Consider the following 16,460-nt stretch of genomic DNA (forward strand, 5'->3'; position numbering starts at 1 on the left):
GTGGGGGGTGGGGGGTGGGGGGTGGGGGGGGTTACCAGCGGGAGAGGCGGGTGGCGAGGACGGTGAGGGCGGCGACGCCGGCGGTGGAGGTGCGTAGCACCGACGGGCCGAGGCGGACGGGGCGGGCGCCGGCCTCGGTGAAGGCGGTCAGCTCGACCGGGGCGATGCCGCCCTCCGGGCCCACCACCAGCACGATCTCGCCGGTGGCGGGCAGCTCCACGGTGGTCAGCCGCTCGTCGGCCTCCTCGTGCAGCACGAACGCCGCACCCGCGCCGGCGATGCGGCGGGCCACCCTGGCGGTGGACTCGTCCGGTGCGCCGGCCACCACCGGCAGCCACGGGCGGCGGGCCTGCTTGGCGGCCTCCCGGGCGGTCGCCACCCACTTCTCCCGGGCCCGTACGCCCCGGTCACCGCGCCACTGCGTCACCGACCGGGACGCCGCCCACGGCACGATCTCGTCGACCCCGACCTCGGTCATCGCCTGCACGGCCAACTCGCCACGGTCCCCCTTGGCGATGCCCTGCACCACCACCAGCCGGGGGACGTCCGCATCGACGTACCCCCGGGAGGTGACGGTGAGGTCGAGGGCGCCCCGGCCGACGGCGCGGACCACCGCGGCGGCCGTGCCGCCCCGACCGTCGGCGAGCAGCAGCTCCTCGCCGACGCGCAGCCGCTGCACGGTGGCCGCGTGGTGGCCCTCCGGGCCGTCCAGGGTCAGCGTGTCACCGGTGGGCAGCGCCTCGACCAGGAACAGCGGCGCGGACACCTCAGGCGTGCCCGTTGAAGGCGTCGCGCATCCGGGAGAAGAAGCCGCCCTGCTTGCTCAGCTCGGCGACCTCCTCACCGCGGGTCTTGGCGAAGTCGCGGAGCATCTTCTCCTGGTCGGCGTCGAGCTTGGTCGGGGTCCGCACGTCGAGGTGGACGTAGAGGTCGCCCCGGCCGGTGCCGCGCAGGTGCGGCACGCCCCGGGCGCGCAACCGCAGCGTGCTGCCGGGCTGGGTGCCGGCCTTGACGTCGACCGTCTCCTCGCTGTCGAGGGTCTTGATGGTCAGTCGGGTGCCGAGCGCGGCGGCGGTCATCGGCACGGTGACCCGGCAGTGCAGGTCGTCGCCCTTGCGGGAGTACACGTCGTGCGGCCGCTCGTGGATCTCCACGTAGAGGTCGCCGGCGGTGCCGCCGCCCGGGCCGACCTCACCCTGCTGGGCGAGCCGGATCCGCATGCCGTCCTCGACCCCGGCGGGGATCTTCACGGTCAGCGAGCGGCGGGTACGCACCCGGCCGTCGCCGGCGCAGGTCGGGCAGGGGTGCGGGACGGTGGTGCCGTACCCCTGGCAGACCGTGCACGGGCGGGCGGAGACCACCTGGCCGAGGAAGGTCCGCTGCACCGACTGCACCTCGCCCCGGCCGCCGCACGCCTCGCAGGTGGCCAGGTGGGTGCCGGCCGCGGTGCCCGCGCCGGAGCAGGTCGTGCAGAGCACGGCGGTGTCGACGGTGATCGGCGCCTCGACGCCGAACGCGGTCTCGTGCAGGTCCAGCTCCAGCCGGAGGATCGCGTCGGCGCCCGGCCGGGTACGCGGACGCGGCCCTCGACCGGCGCCACCGGCGCCGCCGAAGAAGGCGTCCATGATGTCCTGGAACCCGACGAACGGGCCCGCCCCGCCCGGGCCGCCCGGGCCCGCGCCACCGCCGCCCGGGGCCAGTGGGTCGCCACCCAGGTCGACGATCTGCCGTTTCCGGTCGTCCGAGAGGACCTCGTACGCGGCGTTGATGTCCTTGAACTTCTCCTGTGCCTCCGGGTCCGGATTGACGTCCGGGTGGAACTGCCGCGCCAACTTGCGGTAGGCGCGCTTGATCTCGTCGTCGGAGGCCTCCCGGCTCACGCCGAGAATGCCGTAGTAGTCCCTGGCCACTGCGTTCGGTGTCCTCATGTTCGTCTCGCGTTGCGCCGGTCGTCGGCCGGAGCCGGCCACCGGCCCCTGCCCTGGGTCAGTTCTGGGCCAGCAGCTCGCCCACGTAGCGTGCCACGGCCCTCACCGTGGCGATGGTGCCGGGGTAGTCCATCCGGGTCGGGCCGAGCACCCCGAGGCCACCGACGATGGTCGCGCCCGGGCCGTACCCGGTGCTGACCACGGAGGCGGCGCGCAGGTTGTCGACCTCGTTCTCGTCGCCGATGAGCACCCGGGTGGTGCTCGGCTCGGCCTCGCCGATCAGCTTGAGGAGCACGACCTCCTCCTCCAGCGCCTCCAGGATGGGACGCAGCGAGCCCTGGAAGTCGAGCAGGCCGCCCCGGGTCAGGTTGGCGGTGCCGGCCAGCGCGATGCGCTCCTCGTGCCGCTCGACCAGCGTCTCCAGCAGCACCGTGGAGAGCGTGGTCATGGCCGGGCGCAACTGCGGGGCGGACTCCTCCACCAGCGCCTGGACCAGCGGCGGGGTCTCCGACAGCCGGCTGCCGACCAGCTTCTCGTTGACCAGCCGGCGCAGGTCGGTGACGTCGTCGGCCGGGATCGGCGCGGGCAGCTCGACCAGTCGCTGCTCGACCCGGCCGGTGTCGGCGATCATGACGAGCATCAACCGGGTGGTGGAGATCGGCACCAGCTCCAGGTGGCGCACCGAGGAGCGGGCCAGCGACGGGTACTGCACCACGGCGACCTGCCGGGTGAGCTGGGCCAGCAGCCGTACGGTGCGGTGCACCACGTCGTCCAGGTCGACCGCGCCGACCAGGAAGCGCTCGATCGCCCGGCGCTCGGCCGGGCTGAGCGGCTTGACCCGGGAGAGCCGGTCGACGAAGAGGCGGTAGCCGCGGTCGGTGGGCACCCGGCCGGCGCTGGTGTGCGGCTGCCGGATGTAGCCCTCTTCCTCCAGCACCGCCATGTCGTTGCGGACGGTGGCCGGCGAGACGCCGAGCTGGTGCCGCTCGACCAGGGCCTTGCTGCCGACCGGCTCCTGCGTGGCGACGTAGTCCTCGACGATCGCACGCAGCACGGCGAGCTTGCGGTCGTCGAGACCCATCTCCCCACCTCCTCCACGCACGCCGGCCCAGAGCGGCCGGGCCACCGGACCGCGCGGGCGGCCAACGCTCTGGCACTCGACTGTACCGAGTGCCAGTCTACGTCGGCGTCCCCGCCGACGCGATGATCAGCGACGGACCACGGCGGGTGCGGCCCGCCGACCGGACCGCCACGGTAGAGCCGATCAGCCGGACATCCTCGGGCGGTGTCGCTCTGGTGCGCCGTTGCGGACAGCACCTACCGTGACGTGCATGACTGAACCACCTCGCCCTCCCGGCGCGGGCGGGCCGGACGAACCGACCGCCCCCTTCGGCTCCTCCCACGAGCCGCCCACCGCACCACTGTCCGGGGCACCGGGCGCGGGCGGGTATCCCCCGCCCGGGGGCTATCCGCCCCCCACCGGCGACCAGCCGCCGACGGGCGGCTACCCCCCGCCGGGCGGTTACCCCCCACCCGGGGGCGCCGGCTACCCGACCGGCGGCGCGTACGGCGCTCCGGGCGGCGGATACGCCACCAGCGACGACAAGACCTGGGCGCTCATCGCGCACTTCGGCGGGCCGGTCGGCGTGATCGTCGGCGGCGGCCTGCTCGGCTGGGTGGCGCCGCTGATCGCGAACTCCGCCAAGGGCCAGCAGTCGCCCACGGTGCGGGCGCACGCGGTGCCCGCGCTGAACTTCCAGATCACCTGGGCGATCGCCAACGTGATCGGCTACGTCCTCGCCGTGGTCACCTGCGGGCTGCTCTTCTTCGTCCCGCTGATCACCGCGGTGGTGCCGATCATCTTCGGCATCATCGGCGGCGTGAAGGCCACCGAGGGTGTCGTCTACCGCTATCCGATGTCCGGCAACTTCGTGAAGTGAGCACCGGCCGGCCGCTCCCCCGGCCGGCCGGACCGTCCCGTCAGGGCAGCAGGTCGCGGACGACCGCGTCGGCGAGCAGCCGGCCGCGCAGGGTCAGCACGGCCCGTCCCGCCGCGTACGCGGCCGAATCGAGCAGGCCACCGGCGAGCGCCCGGTCGGCCCCCGCCCGACCGGCCGCCTCCAGCGCGTCCAGCGGCAGCCCGGAGGCGAGCCGCAGCCGCAGCATCACGTCCTCCATGTGCGCCTCGTCGGCGGTCAGGACCTCCCGGGCCAGTCCGGGTGATTCCCCCGCGGCGAGGCGCTTCGCGTACGCGGAGGGGTGCTTGACGTTCCACCAGCGCACCCCGCCGACGTGGCTGTGCGCCCCCGGGCCGAGGCCCCACCAGTCCGCGCCGGTCCAGTAGAGCAGGTTGTGCCGGCACCGGGCCGCCTCGGAGCGGGCCCAGTTCGACACCTCGTACCAGGCGAAACCGGCCGCGCCGAGGGCCGCCTCGGCGGCCAGGTAGCGGTCCGCCGCCACGTCGTCCGAGGGGTACGGCAGCTCGCCCCGGCGCATCCGGGCGGCGAGCCGGGTGCCGTCCTCCACGATCAGGGCGTACGCGCTGACGTGGTCGACCCCGGCGGCGACGACCTCGTCCAGCGAGGCGGCGAAGTCCTCCGCGCGCTCCCCCGGGGTGCCGTAGATCAGGTCCAGGTTGACGTGCGCGAACCCGGCGTCGCGGGCCTCCCGGGCGGCGGCGACGGCCCGCCCGGCGCGGTGCGTGCGGTCCAGCACCGCCAGCACCCCGGGGGCGGCGGACTGCATGCCCAGCGAGATCCGGGTGTATCCGGCCGCCCGCAGGGTCCGCAGCGACTCCGGGGTCACCGACTCCGGGTTGGCCTCGGTGGTCACCTCGACGTCGGCGGCCAGCCCCCAGGTGCGGTCGATGCCGTCGAGGATCCGGGCCAGGTCGTCGGCGGGCAGCAGGGTCGGGGTGCCGCCGCCGACGAAGACGGTGTCCACCCGGGGCGGCCGGGCGTCGCCGAGCACCCGGGCGGCGAGCGCCAGCTCGGCGAGGACGGTGTCCGGGTACGACTCGCGGTCCGCGCCGCCACCCAGCTCGGCGGCGGTGTACGTGTTGAAGTCGCAGTAGCCGCAGCGGCTGGCGCAGAACGGGACGTGCACGTACACGCCGAAGCCGCGCGCGCCGACCGCGCGCAGGGCGGTGGCGGGCAGCGAACCGTCGGCGGGAACGGTCTCGCCATCTGGAAGGACGCCGGGCATGGCCACTAGTGTGCCCGGCATGACCTCTCCCGACCGCCTCGTGCGGGTCGCCACGGCCCGCGGGGTGACCACGCTCACCCTGGACAGTCCGCACAACCGCAACGCGCTCTCCACCCCGCTGATGACCGAGCTGCTGGACGGGATCGCCGCGGCGGTCGCCGACGAGGCGGTCCGGGTGATCGTGCTGGACCACACCGGCCCGGTCTTCTGCTCCGGTGCGGACCTCAAGGAGACGGCGGCCGCGTACGCCAGCGGCACGGTGCCCGCCGGGATGCTCGGCGACGTGCTGGCGGCGGTCTGGGAGTGCCCGAAGCCGGTGCTGGCGAAGGTGGCGGGTCCGGCGCGTGCCGGCGGGCTGGGCCTGATCGCGGCGGCCGACCTGGCGGTCTGCGCCGAGGAGGCGACGTTCGCCTTCACCGAGGTGCGGATCGGGGTGGTCCCGGCGGTCATCTCCGCCACCGTGCTGCCCCGGCTGCACCCGCGCGCGGCGGCCGAGCTGTACCTGACCGGGGACACCTTCGACGGCCGGCGGGCCGCCGAGGTCGGCCTGGTGACCGCCGCGGTGCCGGCCGACGGGCTGGACGAGGCGGTGCGGCGGTACTGCGCCTCGCTGGTGCGGGGCGCGCCGAAGGCCCTCGCCGGGGCGAAGGACCTGCTGCGCCGCCCGGCCGCCACCGACCTGCGCGCCGAGATCGCCGGGCTCTCCGCGATCTCCACCGGCTACTTCCTCTCCGACGAGGGCCGCGAGGGCGTCCTGGCCTTCCGGGAGAAGAGGAACGCGGCCTGGGTGCCGGTGGACTGATCCCGTTTCGCAGCTTTGCTCCCGGGAACGTGAACCGGTCGGCCGACCCCGTTCGAGTTTTCGGGACGTACGCTTGGGGACCGTGAAACAGGAGGTGCGGGTGCGAAATCGGGCAATCGTGGCAGCCGGTGTCGTGGTCGCGGTGGTCGCCCTGCTCGGCGTCTACGCCGTCCGACAACTCGTCGGCAGCGGCCTCCGGATCCCCATCGCCAGCCGCACCTGCACCGTCCAGGCCGACGGCCGGGTGCTGCTCGACGCCGACCAGATGGCCAACGCCGCCACGATCGCCGCGATCGGCATCCAGCGCGAGATGCCCGAGCGGGCCGTGGTCGTGGCGCTGGCCACCGCGTACCAGGAGTCGGGCCTGCGCAACCTCTCGCACGGCGACCGGGACTCGCTCGGCCTCTTCCAGCAGCGGCCCAGCCAGGGCTGGGGCACCCCGGCGCAGATCCAGGACCAGCGGTACGCGGCGAACCGGTTCTACGCCGCGCTGAAGAAAGTCCGTGGCTGGGAGAAGATGCGGGTCACCGACGCGGCGCAGGCCGTCCAGCGGTCGGCCTATCCCACCGCGTACCAGAAGTGGGCGGACGAGTCGGAGGTGCTGACCCGCGCCCTGCTCGGCGAGGCGACCGGCGCGGTGGCCTGCACCGTGGGCCGTACCCCGGCGATGCGGGGCGAGGCGGCGGCCGCCGCGCTGACCCGCGGCCTCACGCTGGACTGGGGGCTGGCGGGCACCGGCCCGGCGGCTGAACTCACCGGGCTCACCGTGCCGGCCGCCGACCCCCGCGACGGCTGGCGGTACGCGCACTGGCTGGTGTCGCACGCCACCGACCACGGGGTGAAGCGGGTCCGCTTCGCCGGCCTGGAGTGGACCGCCGAGGACGGCACCTGGACCAAGGTCTCCGGCGGCCGCCCGGCCGACGCGCAGGTGCTGGCGGAGGTCTTCGCCGAGCGCTGATCAGGGACGGGCGCCGGTTACCCGGCGGCGGACCTTCTCCAACATCGGCTCGGGCAGGTCGGTGGCGTCGAGCAGCCGGGGCAGCAGCTCGGGCTCCAGGCCCATCGCCCGGAACACCTCACCGATGGTGACGCCGTGCGCGGGCCGGTCCAGCACCTCGACCGGGTCGCCCGCGCCGATCTCCCCCTCGCGCAGCACCCGCAGGTACGCCCCGGGCGCCGCCCGGACGGTGAACCGCTTGATCAGGTCGGGCACGCCCCAGAAGCCGGCGAAGGTGGCGCACGGGGTGCGCGGCTTGGTCACCTGGAGCACGGTCGAGCCGATCGCCCAGCGTTCCCCGATCACCGCGCCGGTCACGTCCACCGCCCAGGTGGTCAGGTTCTCGCCGAGGCCGCCGGGCGGTACGGTGCGGCCCAGCTCCGCCGACCACCACTCGGCGTCCTCCGCCGCGTACGCGTAGACCGCCTGGTCGGGGCCGCCGTGGTGGGCCCGCTCGCCGATGAAGTCGCCGTCGACCCCGGCGAAGCGCACCGCCACCGGCCCGTCGGCCGGTCGCTTGTCGATCCCGCTGCGGCCGCTCGCGTCGCCCGCCCACTGCGCCTCGGTCACCACGCCGAGGTTCACCGCCGCCACCCTGCCCGTCATGGCCGAGAGCCTAGCCACGACCGCCGGTCCCCGTGACCCCACCCGCGCCGGCCGTCGTCAGCCGGGCGTCGGCGGGCTCAGCCCTTGACCGCGCCCGCGACCAGCCCGGAGACCATCCGGCGCTGCACCAGCAGGAAGAAGACGATCACCGGGAGGGTGAAGAGCGTCGAGGCGGCCATCACCGAGCCCCAGGCGGTGTCGTCCCGCCCGAAGAAGAACGTCATCGCCACCGGCAGGGTGTAGCGGTCCTGGTCGTTGACGAAGGTCAACGCGAAGATCAGCTCGTTCCAGGCGGTGATGAAGGAGAAGATGCTGGTCGCCACCAGTCCGGGCGCGACCAGCGGGAAGAGGATCCGGCGGAAGGTCTGTGCCCGGCTGGCCCCGTCGATCGCCGCCGCCTCCTCCAGTTCCTTGGGCACCGCGGCGACGAAACCGCGCAGCATCCAGATCGCGAAGGGCAGCGAGAAGCCCAGGTACGTCAGGATCAGGCTGGGCAGGGTGTTGTAGAGGCCGAGCCGCTGGATCATCAGGAACAGCGGGATGACCAGCGCCTCCAGCGGGATCATCTGCACCACCAGCAGCATGATCAGGAAACTGGTGCGCAGCTTGAACCGGAACCGGGCCACCGCGGTGGCGGCCAGCAGCGCGACCAGGCCGCTGAGCACCACCGTGCTCACCGCGACGATGACGCTGTTGAGGAAGAAGTCGGCGAAGGTCACGCCGGGGATCAGGTTGCCGGTGAGGATCTCCCGGTAGTGCGCCAGTGTCGGCTCGGCCGGCACCGGCCGCGGCGTGGTCGAGAAGATCTCCTCGTTCGGCTTCAGCGACGTGGCGATCATCCAGTACACGGGGAACGCCGCGAAGAGCGCCACCAGCAGGCCCGCGCCGTTGAGGGCGACCTTCTTCACTACTCGTCCTCCTGCTTGAGCACCATCCGGACGTAGAGGCCGGTCACCACCAGCAGGATCAGCGTGAGGATGACCGCGATCGCCGAGCCCACGCCGTACTTGGGCGGCGGCGAGAACGCCTCGGCGTACGAATAGATGGAGAGCATGAACGTGGGCCGGTCCTGGGTGCCGCCGGCCAGCACGAACTGCTGGGTGAAGACCTTGAAGTCCCAGATGGTGGAGAGCACCACCAGGATGCCGAAGACCGGTCGCAGCAGCGGGAAGGTGATCTTCCAGAAGACCTTCCACGGGCCCGCGCCGTCGACCCGGGCCGCCTCGTGCAGCTCGCTCGGCACGCTCTTCAGCCCGGCCAGCACGCTCACCGCGATGAACGGGAACGAGTGCCAGACCACCACCAGGGTGAGGATGGCGAAGAAGAGCAGCGGCGAGTTGAACCAGCCGTAGCCGGTCCAGTCGCTGCGCCCGAACAGCGCCTGCGACAGCCCGTCGGGCAGCTTGTTGAACAGCCAGGTGACCAGGCCGCTGGTGTCGTCGAAGATCCACTTCCAGACGATGGTGCCGGTCAGCGCCGGGGTCGCCCAGGCGAGCATCACGCAGCTCGCGACGAAGGTGGCCATCTTCCTGCCGAGCCGGTTGAGCAGGAGCCCGACCAGGGTGCCGAGGATCATCGTCAGCGCCACGTTCGCCGCGGCGAACAGCACCGTGTTGCGCAGCACCGTACGGAAGAACGGGTCGGCGAGGATCTGGGTGTAGTTGGCCAGCCCGACCCAGGGCCACTCGCGGTCGCCGCGCAACTGCCGGACGCTGTCCAGCTTGTAGAACGACATCGCCACCACCTGGCCCAGCGGCCAGAGCAGCAGCACCCCGATGACCACCAGGCAGGGCAGCAGGAGCAGATACGGCAGGCGGTCCACCCGGGGCCGCCGCCGCGCGGGGGTCTCCCGCGCGGCGGCCGTCCCGGTGTCCTCGGTCAGCGTGGTCACTTGGCGTTGAGGATGCTTTCCATCTCGGCGGCCGCGTCGGTGGTGGCCTGCTCGACCGTCTTCTGCCCCTTCATCACCGAGCTGTTCATCGCCTGGGTCACCGTCTTGGTCCGGCTGACCTCGACCCACTTCGGGGTGAGCGGGGTGACCTTGGTGTTCTGCATGGTGGTGGCGAACGCCGCCATCAGCTTGTCGTTGGCGTAGTTCCCGCCGCTGACCAGGTCCGAGTAGACCGGGAAGAAGCCGAGGCTGCCGGCGAAGCTCTGCGCGTTCTTCTTGTTCAGCAGGACGGTCAGGTAGTCCCAGGCCAGGTCCTGCTTCTTGCTGTCCTGCCAGAGGGCGATGTCCGAGCCGCCGGCGAAGGCCGGGGCCGGCCTGCCGTCCGGGCCGGGGATGGGGAAGGTGCCCCAGACCTTCTCGATCTCGGGGTTGTCCTTCTTGATCGCGTTGGCCTGCCAGCTGCCCGCGAAGGCCATCGCCGCCTTGCCGGTGGCGAACTGGGTACGGGCGTCGATCTCGTTCCAACCGGCGGCGGCCGGCGGAGCGATCTTGTGCACGGTCACCATGTCGGTCCAGAACTTGACCGCCTTCTGGGCCTCCGGGCTGGTGTAGCCGGACTTCCAGCTGCCGCCCTGGTTGGTGGCGATCTCGCCGCCGGCGCCCCAGAGGAAGGAGTAGAAGGGCAGCTCGGAGTTGCCGGGCAGGGCGATGCCGTAGGTGCCCGGCTTCTTGGCCTGCACCGCCTTGGCGGCGGCGACCAGCTCGTCCCAGTTCTTCGGCGGCTGCACGCCGGCCTCGGCGAACCAGTCGGTGCGGTAGTAGATGGCCCGGACGCCGGCATACCACGGGACGCCGTACTGCTTGCCGTCGAGCTGCGCGTTGCGCACCAGGTCGGGCAGGATGTCCTTGCTCTCCGCCCAGCCGGACATCCGGCCGCTGACGTCGGCGAGTGCCTCCTGGGCCGCCCAGCCCTGGGTCTCGGTGTTGCCCAGCTCGGTGACGTCCGGGCCCTCACCGCCGGCGAGCGCCGCCTGGAACTTCTTCGGCGCCTCCAGCCAGGGGATGTACTGCACCACCACGTCGGTGTCCGGGTGCTTCTGCCGGAACTCGGTCTCGACGCCGTCGAGGAACTTCGTCTGGGCGTCGCTCCCCTCGCCCATCATCCAGACCGTCAGCTTGCTGTTGTCGGCCGCCTCGTCGTCGCCCGAGCCTCCGCATCCGGCGAGCACCATCGCGGCCGAGGCCACGACGGCGGTGACCGGAGCCAGCCGCTTCCACCTGTTCACGCCACTTCTCCCTCGCGCCGTCTGGCACTAACCTTCTCTGCCGCACCCTAGTAGGAAAAATTCCTTTACGACAGGGGTGGCGACGGGCGAGGCGACCGTACCGCAGCCGGCGAGGCACGGGGCAGGCCCGCGAACCACCCTCCGGGTACGCGGAACGGGCGCCCGACCTGACGGTCGGGCGCCCGTTCGACGAGCGTTTCGCTTGCTTACCGGTGGGTGACGCTCCGGCGGCGACCCACGCCGGCCACCAGGGCCACGGCGATGGCGGCGAGCACGACCTGCACCAGCAGTTCCATCCAGTCGATGCCGGCGGTCTCGGTGGCGATGCCCATGGCACGGGCGAGCACGGTGCCCAGCAGGGCGGCGCCGACGCCGATCAGCATGTGCAGCCAGATCGGCATGTTCTGGCGGCCCGGCACGACCAGGCGGCCCAGAGCGCCGACGATGAGACCGACCACGATGGCGGTGATGATGCCCCAGACGGTGAGCTCCACGACCGTCCTCCTTCTCTAGGTATGTCACACGATGTGTGGTTCCTGTCGTGATCGATAGGTTCCCGATGCCGCCGAATCCCAAACCGGCCCCCGGGGACGATCGACGCAGGAGGCGCACTCCCGCCCGCCGCCGAGGACGACGAGCACCGGCGCGGACGCGAGCGGGCGCCCGTCCCCGAGGGGTACGGGCGCCCGCCGAGCGTGCGCTGCGGTGATTACCGGTGGGTGACGCTGCGGCGGCGACCCACGCCGGCCACCAGGGCCACGGCGATGGCGGCGAGCACGACCTGCACCAGCAGCTCGCCCCAGTCGATGCCGGCGGTCTCGGTGGCGATGCCCATGGCACGGGCGAGCACGGTGCCCAGCAGGGCGGCGCCGACGCCGATCAGCATGTGCAGCCAGATCGGCATGTTCTGGCGGCCCGGCACGACCAGGCGGCCCAGAGCGCCGACGATGAGACCAACAACGATCGCGGTGATGATGCCCCAAACGGTGAGCTCCACGGTCGCCCTCCTCCTCAAGATTGAGTCACACGGTGTGTGTGGTTCCTGTCGTGACCGCTAAGTTCCCGACCGCCCGAAAAACCAAACCGACTCACCCACCCATGGGTCGTCCGCTGTCGATCCATCCGGCCCGCGTCGCTTGCTGCGGTGCACGCGCAATCGCAGCTCAGGGGTGGTGTCGAGGCGCACCGGCAGGACCACCGGGCGGCTGAAAAAAACCTGGGAGAGCTGAGAGGAAGCTGAGAGCACGGATCGGAAACGGCCGGCACCCGCCCGCTCGGGGGGTGCCGGCCGTGACTCGTCGTATCGGTGGGCGTTACTTCTTGCCGGGCGCCTTGCCGTCCCCGGAGTCGGAGGAGAGGGCGGCGATGAAGGCTTCCTGGGGAACCTCCACCCGGCCGACCATCTTCATCCGCTTCTTGCCTTCCTTCTGCTTCTCCAGCAGCTTGCGCTTACGGCTGATGTCACCGCCGTAGCACTTGGCGAGCACGTCCTTGCGGATGGCGCGGATGGTCTCCCGGGCGATCACCCGGCTGCCGATCGCCGCCTGGATCGGCACCTCGAACTGCTGGCGCGGGATCAGGTTGCGCAGCTTCGCGGCGATCGACGTGCCGTACGAGTACGCCTTGTCCTTGTGCACGATCGCGCTGAACGCGTCCACCGGCTCGCCGTGCAGGAGGATGTCCACCTTGACCAGGTCGGACGCCTGCTCGCCGGAGGGCTCGTAGTCCAGCGACGCGTACCCCTTCGTCCGGCTCTTGAGCTGGTCGAAGAAGTCGAAGATGATCTCCGCCAGGGGCAGCGTGTAGCGCAGCTCCACCCGGTCGGCGGAGAGGTAGTCCATGCCCATCAGGTTGCCCCGGCGGCCCTGGCAGAGCTCCATCACCGCGCCGACGTAGTCGTTCGGGGTGAGCACGGTGGCCCGCACCGTCGGCTCGTACACCTCGGCGATCTTGCCGGTCGGGTACTCGCTCGGGTTGGTGACCACGACCTCCTCGCCGTCCTCCTGGATCGCCCGGTAGACCACGTTGGGCGCGGTGGAGATGAGGTCGAGGTTGAACTCACGCTCCAGCCGCTCCCGGATGATCTCCAGGTGCAGCAGGCCGAGGAAGCCGCAGCGGAAGCCGAACCCGAGCGCGCCCGAGGTCTCCGGCTCGTACACCAGCGCCGCGTCGTTGAGCTTGAGCTTGTCGAGCGCGTCGCGCAGGTTCGGGTAGTCCGAGCCGTCGATCGGATAGAGACCCGAGTAGACCATCGGCTTCGGGTCCTTGTAGCCGCCCAGGGCCTCGGCCGCCGGCCGGGAGTTGATGGTGACCGTGTCACCGACCCGGGACTGACGGACGTCCTTCACGCCGGTGATCAGGTAGCCCACCTCGCCGACGCCGAGCGCGTCGGCCTTCACCATCTCCGGCGAGATGACACCGATCTCCAGCAGCTCGTGCACCGCGGCGGTGGACATCATCTTGATCCGGTCACGGGCGCTGATCCGCCCGTCGATCACCCGGACGTAGGTGACCACGCCACGGTAGACGTCGTACACCGAGTCGAAGATCATCGCCCGGGCGGGCGCCTCGGCGTCGCCGACCGGCGGCTTGAACTGCCGGACGATCTCGTCGAGCAGGTACGGCACACCCGCGCCGGTCTTGCCGGAGACCTTGATGCAGTCCGCCGGGTCGCCGCCGATCAGGTGCGCCAGTTCCTCGGCGTACTTCTCGGGCTGGGCGGCCGGCAGGTCGATCTTGTTGAGCACCGGGATGATGTGCAGGTCGTTCTCGAGCGCCAGGTAGAGGTTGGCCAGCGTCTGCGCCTCGATCCCCTGGGCGGCGTCGACCAGCAGGATCGCGCCCTCGCAGGCGGCCAGCGAGCGGGACACCTCGTAGGTGAAGTCGACGTGGCCCGGGGTGTCGATCATGTTGAGCACGGCCTGCTCACCGGCCCGCTCACCCTCCCGGATGGTCCACGGCATCCGGACGGCCTGGCTCTTGATGGTGATGCCACGCTCGCGCTCGATGTCCATCCGGTCGAGGTACTGCGCGCGCATCAGCCGGGGATCGACCACGCCGGTGAGCTGCAGCATCCGGTCGGCCAGGGTCGACTTCCCGTGGTCGATGTGGGCGATGATGCAGAAGTTCCTGATGCGCGCCGGGTCGGTGGCACCAGGAGCGTTCGCGCCGGGATCGAGCGTCGGTGGCACAGCGGTCCGTTCTGGTCGGCTGACGTGAGCGGGCCGGCGCGCCGCCGGCCCCCTCTATGCTCCCACGTCGCTCGGGACGCGGTCCGATCACTCCTGGGTGCCGCGCCCCGTGCCGGGTCGGCCGGTACCCGCGGCGGCCGTGCGGTCCCACGGCGAGGGCACGCGACCGGCCGGCGGCCTCGCCGCATGGGCCGGCCACCGCGGCGGCCGCCCGGCATGGGCGGCCACTTTGCCGACGGCCCGGCTCACCCCGCAGCCGCCCGGCCCACCCCCGCAGGCGCTTGCCTCACTCCGCAGGCGCTTGGCTCACTCCGCAGGCGGCTCGACGAAGAGGGCCGCCAGCCGGGGCAGCCGCCGTCGGGCCTCGTCCTCGTCGTCGAAGTCCCAGAAGTCGTTGAGGTCCGGCACCGCGACCGGGTCGCGCTCCGCCGGCAGTTCCGCCGCGGTCGCCTTCCGGTACGCCTGCCAGGGCACCGCCAGCATGTCCTCGCACTCGAACTCCTCGCCGCTGAGCGAGGCGGCCCGGACCCGCGGCAGCTCCGCCAGCGAGTCGGGGTCGCCGACCGCCCGGGCGAAGACCGCCCGGCCCTGAGTCATCAGCCAGCCCCGGAAGTACTCGAAGCCGTCGTCGGAGGCGCCGCCGTTGATCAGGTAGGCCGCGCCCCACAGGTCGACCTTGTACGAGGCGGCGAGCACCCGCCGCTGGTGGTGGGCGTACCCGACGATCTCCTCCGGGTCACGCTCGGCGAGCAGGGCGACCGCGCGGGCGGCGACCGCGTCGGGCTCGCTCCCGGCGCCGGTCCGGGCCTGGTCGATCAGGTGCCAGAAGTCGTCGGTCCTCATGGCCTGGCAGTCTCCCAGACCCACTCCCGGCCCCGCCCCGACCCGGGCAACGGGAACCTCCCGGCGAGTCGCGGGCACCGCCGGTCGGTCACGGACGAGGACCGGTGCCGCAGGCGACACCGGCCGGGCGACCGGGCAGCATGGTGACGTGCCCGCGATCCCCGTGCCGTACCACGCGACGGCCGTACGGCCGACCTGGTCGGCCCTACCGGCCGGGCTGCGCGAGGCGGTGACCGCCCGGCTGGGTTCGCAGGTGGTGGCGACACGGCCCGCGACGGCGGGCTTCACCGGCGGGTTCGCCGCCGTGCTGGAGACCGCCGACGGAGGCCGGGTCTTCGTCAAGGCCGCCGACCTCGTCCACCAGGGCCACCTCGCCGACTGGTACGCCCGGGAGGCCGCCGTCCTCGCCCGGCTCCCGGCCGGCCTGCCGGTCCCCCGCCCCCGGTGGGCGCTGGACGCCGCCGGCTGGCACGCGCTCTGCCTGGACGCGATCGACGGGCGGATCCCGCGCCTGCCCTGGGCCCCCGCCGAGCTGGCCGCCGTCCTCGCCGGCTACGCCGAGGTCGCCGCCGCCCTGGCGGAGCCGCCCGCCGGACTGGTCGCGCCGGGCCTGCCGCACCTGGCCGACCTGGTCCGCGACGACGTCCTGTGGTGGGGCGAGGTCGCCGCCGGCCGGGAGCCGATGCCGCCCGCGTCCGAGACGGCCCGGGCCCGGCTGACCGACCTGGTCGCGCTGGAGTCCCGCCTGCCCGGGTACGCCGCCGCCGGGCGCGGCCTGGCCCACGGCGACCTACGGGTGGACAACGTGCTGCTGGACGGGGCCGGCCGGGCCTGGTTCTGCGACTGGAACTGGCTCTGCCACGGCCCCGCCTGGTTCGACCTGGTCGGTCTGCTGCTCACCGGGTACGCCGACGGGCTGCCGGTGGACGACCTCTTCGCCGCCCATCCGGCTGCGGTCGACGCCCCGCCGGACGCCCTGGATGTGACGTTGGCCGCGTTGGCCGGGTACTTCCTGACCTCGGCCGCCGCCGTCGCGCCCGGTGTGGTGGGGCCGGCCGCCGCGACCGCCGCCACCCCGCCGGTCTCCCCGTACCTGCGGGCGCACCAGCGCTTCAGCGGGGAGCAGGCGCTCGGCTGGCTGGCCCTCCGGCAGGGCTGGGCGTGAGCCGTTTTGGCTCGTCCCGACGGACCTGGTAACCTGGCTCTTCGCGCAGCGATGACGCATGCTCGTCGCGCGCTGAAGCAGACCGAAACCCGAGCTATCAAGACGAGGCTGTCGCGTGGCGAACATCAAGTCCCAGATCAAGCGCAACCGGCAGAACGAGAAGCGCCGGCTGCGTAACAAGTCGGTCAAGTCGTCGCTGAAGACCGCCATCCGGAAGTTCCACGAGGCTGCGGAGGCCGGCGACGCCGAGAAGGCCACCGTCCTCATGCGTGAGGCCACCCGCAAGCTGGACAAGGCCGCCAGCAAGGGCGTCATCCACGCCAACCAGGCGGCGAACCGGAAGTCGGCGATCGCCAAGCGCGTCGGCTCGCTCTCGGTCTGACCGAGCGACCTCCAGACCCGACCGGAAACCCCGGGGCCACCGCCCCGGGGTTTCCGGCTGTCCGCATCCGGGAGCAGGGCGGTGCGTCCACCGGCTCAGGGCTGACCGGTCAGTAGGTCGGAGATCGGGCCGGGGGCGGCAGCGGATCGTCGGAGCCGGTGCGGA

At 72.5% G+C, this 16,460-nt stretch carries 17 protein-coding genes; 5 read left to right on the forward strand and 12 right to left on the reverse strand.

Features of this window, described 5'->3' with window-relative positions:
* Positions 1-31: 31 nt before the first annotated feature.
* The 3 genes from ACPFP2_RS25475 to hrcA form a co-directional block, all read right to left on the reverse strand.
* A complete protein-coding gene (locus tag ACPFP2_RS25475; protein WP_424092133.1) occupies positions 32-766 on the reverse strand; it encodes a 16S rRNA (uracil(1498)-N(3))-methyltransferase in 735 nt (244 codons plus the stop codon).
* 1 nt (position 767) lies between these two features.
* Complete coding sequence (dnaJ, locus tag ACPFP2_RS25480; RefSeq protein ID WP_424092232.1) at positions 768-1,910, reverse strand: molecular chaperone DnaJ; 1,143 nt, start codon at positions 1,908-1,910, stop codon at positions 768-770.
* Positions 1,911-1,986: 76 nt separating this feature from the next.
* Positions 1,987-3,009 carry a heat-inducible transcriptional repressor HrcA gene (gene hrcA / locus ACPFP2_RS25485; RefSeq protein ID WP_424092135.1) on the reverse strand — a complete coding sequence of 341 codons (1,023 nt, stop codon included), beginning with the start codon at positions 3,007-3,009 and terminating at the stop codon, positions 1,987-1,989.
* A 250-nt stretch (positions 3,010-3,259) separates the two neighbouring features.
* Between hrcA and ACPFP2_RS25490 the strand changes: the two genes are divergently transcribed.
* Positions 3,260-3,868 (forward strand): DUF4870 domain-containing protein, encoded by a 609-nt coding sequence (locus ACPFP2_RS25490; RefSeq protein ID WP_424092137.1) that lies wholly within the window; start codon positions 3,260-3,262, stop codon positions 3,866-3,868.
* Between the two features lie 40 nt (positions 3,869-3,908).
* Here the strand turns inward: ACPFP2_RS25490 and hemW are convergent, their stop codons facing one another.
* Positions 3,909-5,132, reverse strand: a complete 1,224-nt coding sequence (gene hemW, locus ACPFP2_RS25495) for a radical SAM family heme chaperone HemW (RefSeq protein WP_424092138.1) — start codon at positions 5,130-5,132, stop codon at positions 3,909-3,911.
* Positions 5,133-5,151: 19 nt separating this feature from the next.
* Here hemW and ACPFP2_RS25500 point away from each other — a divergent pair, with 19 nt between their 5' ends.
* Positions 5,152-5,934, forward strand: a complete 783-nt coding sequence (locus tag ACPFP2_RS25500; RefSeq protein WP_424092140.1) for an enoyl-CoA hydratase-related protein — start codon at positions 5,152-5,154, stop codon at positions 5,932-5,934.
* Between the two features lie 94 nt (positions 5,935-6,028).
* The gene (locus ACPFP2_RS25505) at positions 6,029-6,892 is read left to right on the forward strand and encodes a hypothetical protein (protein ID WP_424092234.1); all 864 of its coding nucleotides are present in this window, start codon (positions 6,029-6,031) and stop codon (positions 6,890-6,892) included.
* Here the strand turns inward: ACPFP2_RS25505 and ACPFP2_RS25510 are convergent, their stop codons facing one another.
* The 8 genes from ACPFP2_RS25510 to ACPFP2_RS25545 all read right to left on the reverse strand — a co-directional run bounded on the left by ACPFP2_RS25510 (position 6,893) and on the right by ACPFP2_RS25545 (position 14,748).
* Positions 6,893-7,537, reverse strand: a complete 645-nt coding sequence (locus tag ACPFP2_RS25510; protein WP_424092142.1) for an MOSC domain-containing protein — start codon at positions 7,535-7,537, stop codon at positions 6,893-6,895.
* Positions 7,538-7,614: 77 nt separating this feature from the next.
* A complete protein-coding gene (locus tag ACPFP2_RS25515; protein ID WP_424092143.1) occupies positions 7,615-8,445 on the reverse strand; it encodes a carbohydrate ABC transporter permease in 831 nt (276 codons plus the stop codon).
* Complete coding sequence (locus ACPFP2_RS25520; RefSeq protein ID WP_424092145.1) at positions 8,445-9,428, reverse strand: carbohydrate ABC transporter permease; 984 nt, start codon at positions 9,426-9,428, stop codon at positions 8,445-8,447. The genes ACPFP2_RS25515 and ACPFP2_RS25520 overlap by 1 nt, the downstream gene beginning before the upstream one ends.
* Positions 9,425-10,714, reverse strand: a complete 1,290-nt coding sequence (locus tag ACPFP2_RS25525) for a sugar ABC transporter substrate-binding protein (RefSeq protein WP_424092147.1) — start codon at positions 10,712-10,714, stop codon at positions 9,425-9,427. Before ACPFP2_RS25525 ends, ACPFP2_RS25520 begins: the two co-directional genes overlap by 4 nt.
* Before the next feature lie 206 nt (positions 10,715-10,920).
* Entirely contained in the window at positions 10,921-11,208 is a 288-nt protein-coding gene (locus ACPFP2_RS25530; protein WP_210778208.1) for a GlsB/YeaQ/YmgE family stress response membrane protein, read from the reverse strand.
* A 215-nt stretch (positions 11,209-11,423) separates the two neighbouring features.
* On the reverse strand, positions 11,424-11,711 hold the full coding sequence (locus ACPFP2_RS25535; RefSeq protein WP_334615312.1) for a GlsB/YeaQ/YmgE family stress response membrane protein: 288 nt from the start codon (positions 11,709-11,711) through the stop codon (positions 11,424-11,426).
* Positions 11,712-12,027: 316 nt separating this feature from the next.
* Positions 12,028-13,905, reverse strand: coding sequence for a translation elongation factor 4 (gene lepA, locus ACPFP2_RS25540; RefSeq protein WP_424092149.1), 1,878 nt, complete (start codon positions 13,903-13,905; stop codon positions 12,028-12,030).
* A 306-nt stretch (positions 13,906-14,211) separates the two neighbouring features.
* Complete coding sequence (locus tag ACPFP2_RS25545; protein WP_424092151.1) at positions 14,212-14,748, reverse strand: DUF4240 domain-containing protein; 537 nt, start codon at positions 14,746-14,748, stop codon at positions 14,212-14,214.
* A gap of 148 nt (positions 14,749-14,896) precedes the next feature.
* Between ACPFP2_RS25545 and ACPFP2_RS25550 the strand changes: the two genes are divergently transcribed.
* On the forward strand, positions 14,897-15,913 hold the full coding sequence (locus ACPFP2_RS25550) for a phosphotransferase family protein (RefSeq protein WP_424092153.1): 1,017 nt from the start codon (positions 14,897-14,899) through the stop codon (positions 15,911-15,913).
* Positions 15,914-16,028: 115 nt separating this feature from the next.
* The gene (gene rpsT, locus ACPFP2_RS25555) at positions 16,029-16,295 is read left to right on the forward strand and encodes a 30S ribosomal protein S20 (protein ID WP_088975602.1); all 267 of its coding nucleotides are present in this window, start codon (positions 16,029-16,031) and stop codon (positions 16,293-16,295) included.
* Positions 16,296-16,460 lie beyond the last annotated feature (165 nt).

Origin of the sequence: Micromonospora citrea (genome assembly GCF_049629545.1) — a bacterium.
In the GTDB taxonomy this organism is placed as follows: Bacteria; Actinomycetota; Actinomycetes; order Mycobacteriales; family Micromonosporaceae; genus Micromonospora; species Micromonospora citrea_A.

What these genes read in the sequence shown, in the direction of transcription:
- ACPFP2_RS25510 (WP_424092142.1), bottom strand. Translation starts at nt 7,537, where the DNA reads ATGACGGGCAGGGTGGCGGCGGTGAACCTCGGCGTGGTGACCGAGGCG.
- ACPFP2_RS25500 (WP_424092140.1), top strand. Translation starts at nt 5,152, where the DNA reads ATGACCTCTCCCGACCGCCTCGTGCGGGTCGCCACGGCCCGCGGGGTG.
- ACPFP2_RS25490 (WP_424092137.1), top strand. Translation starts at nt 3,260, where the DNA reads ATGACTGAACCACCTCGCCCTCCCGGCGCGGGCGGGCCGGACGAACCG.
- hrcA (WP_424092135.1), bottom strand. Translation starts at nt 3,009, where the DNA reads ATGGGTCTCGACGACCGCAAGCTCGCCGTGCTGCGTGCGATCGTCGAG.
- ACPFP2_RS25545 (WP_424092151.1), bottom strand. Translation starts at nt 14,748, where the DNA reads ATGAGGACCGACGACTTCTGGCACCTGATCGACCAGGCCCGGACCGGC.
- hemW (WP_424092138.1), bottom strand. Translation starts at nt 5,132, where the DNA reads ATGCCCGGCGTCCTTCCAGATGGCGAGACCGTTCCCGCCGACGGTTCG.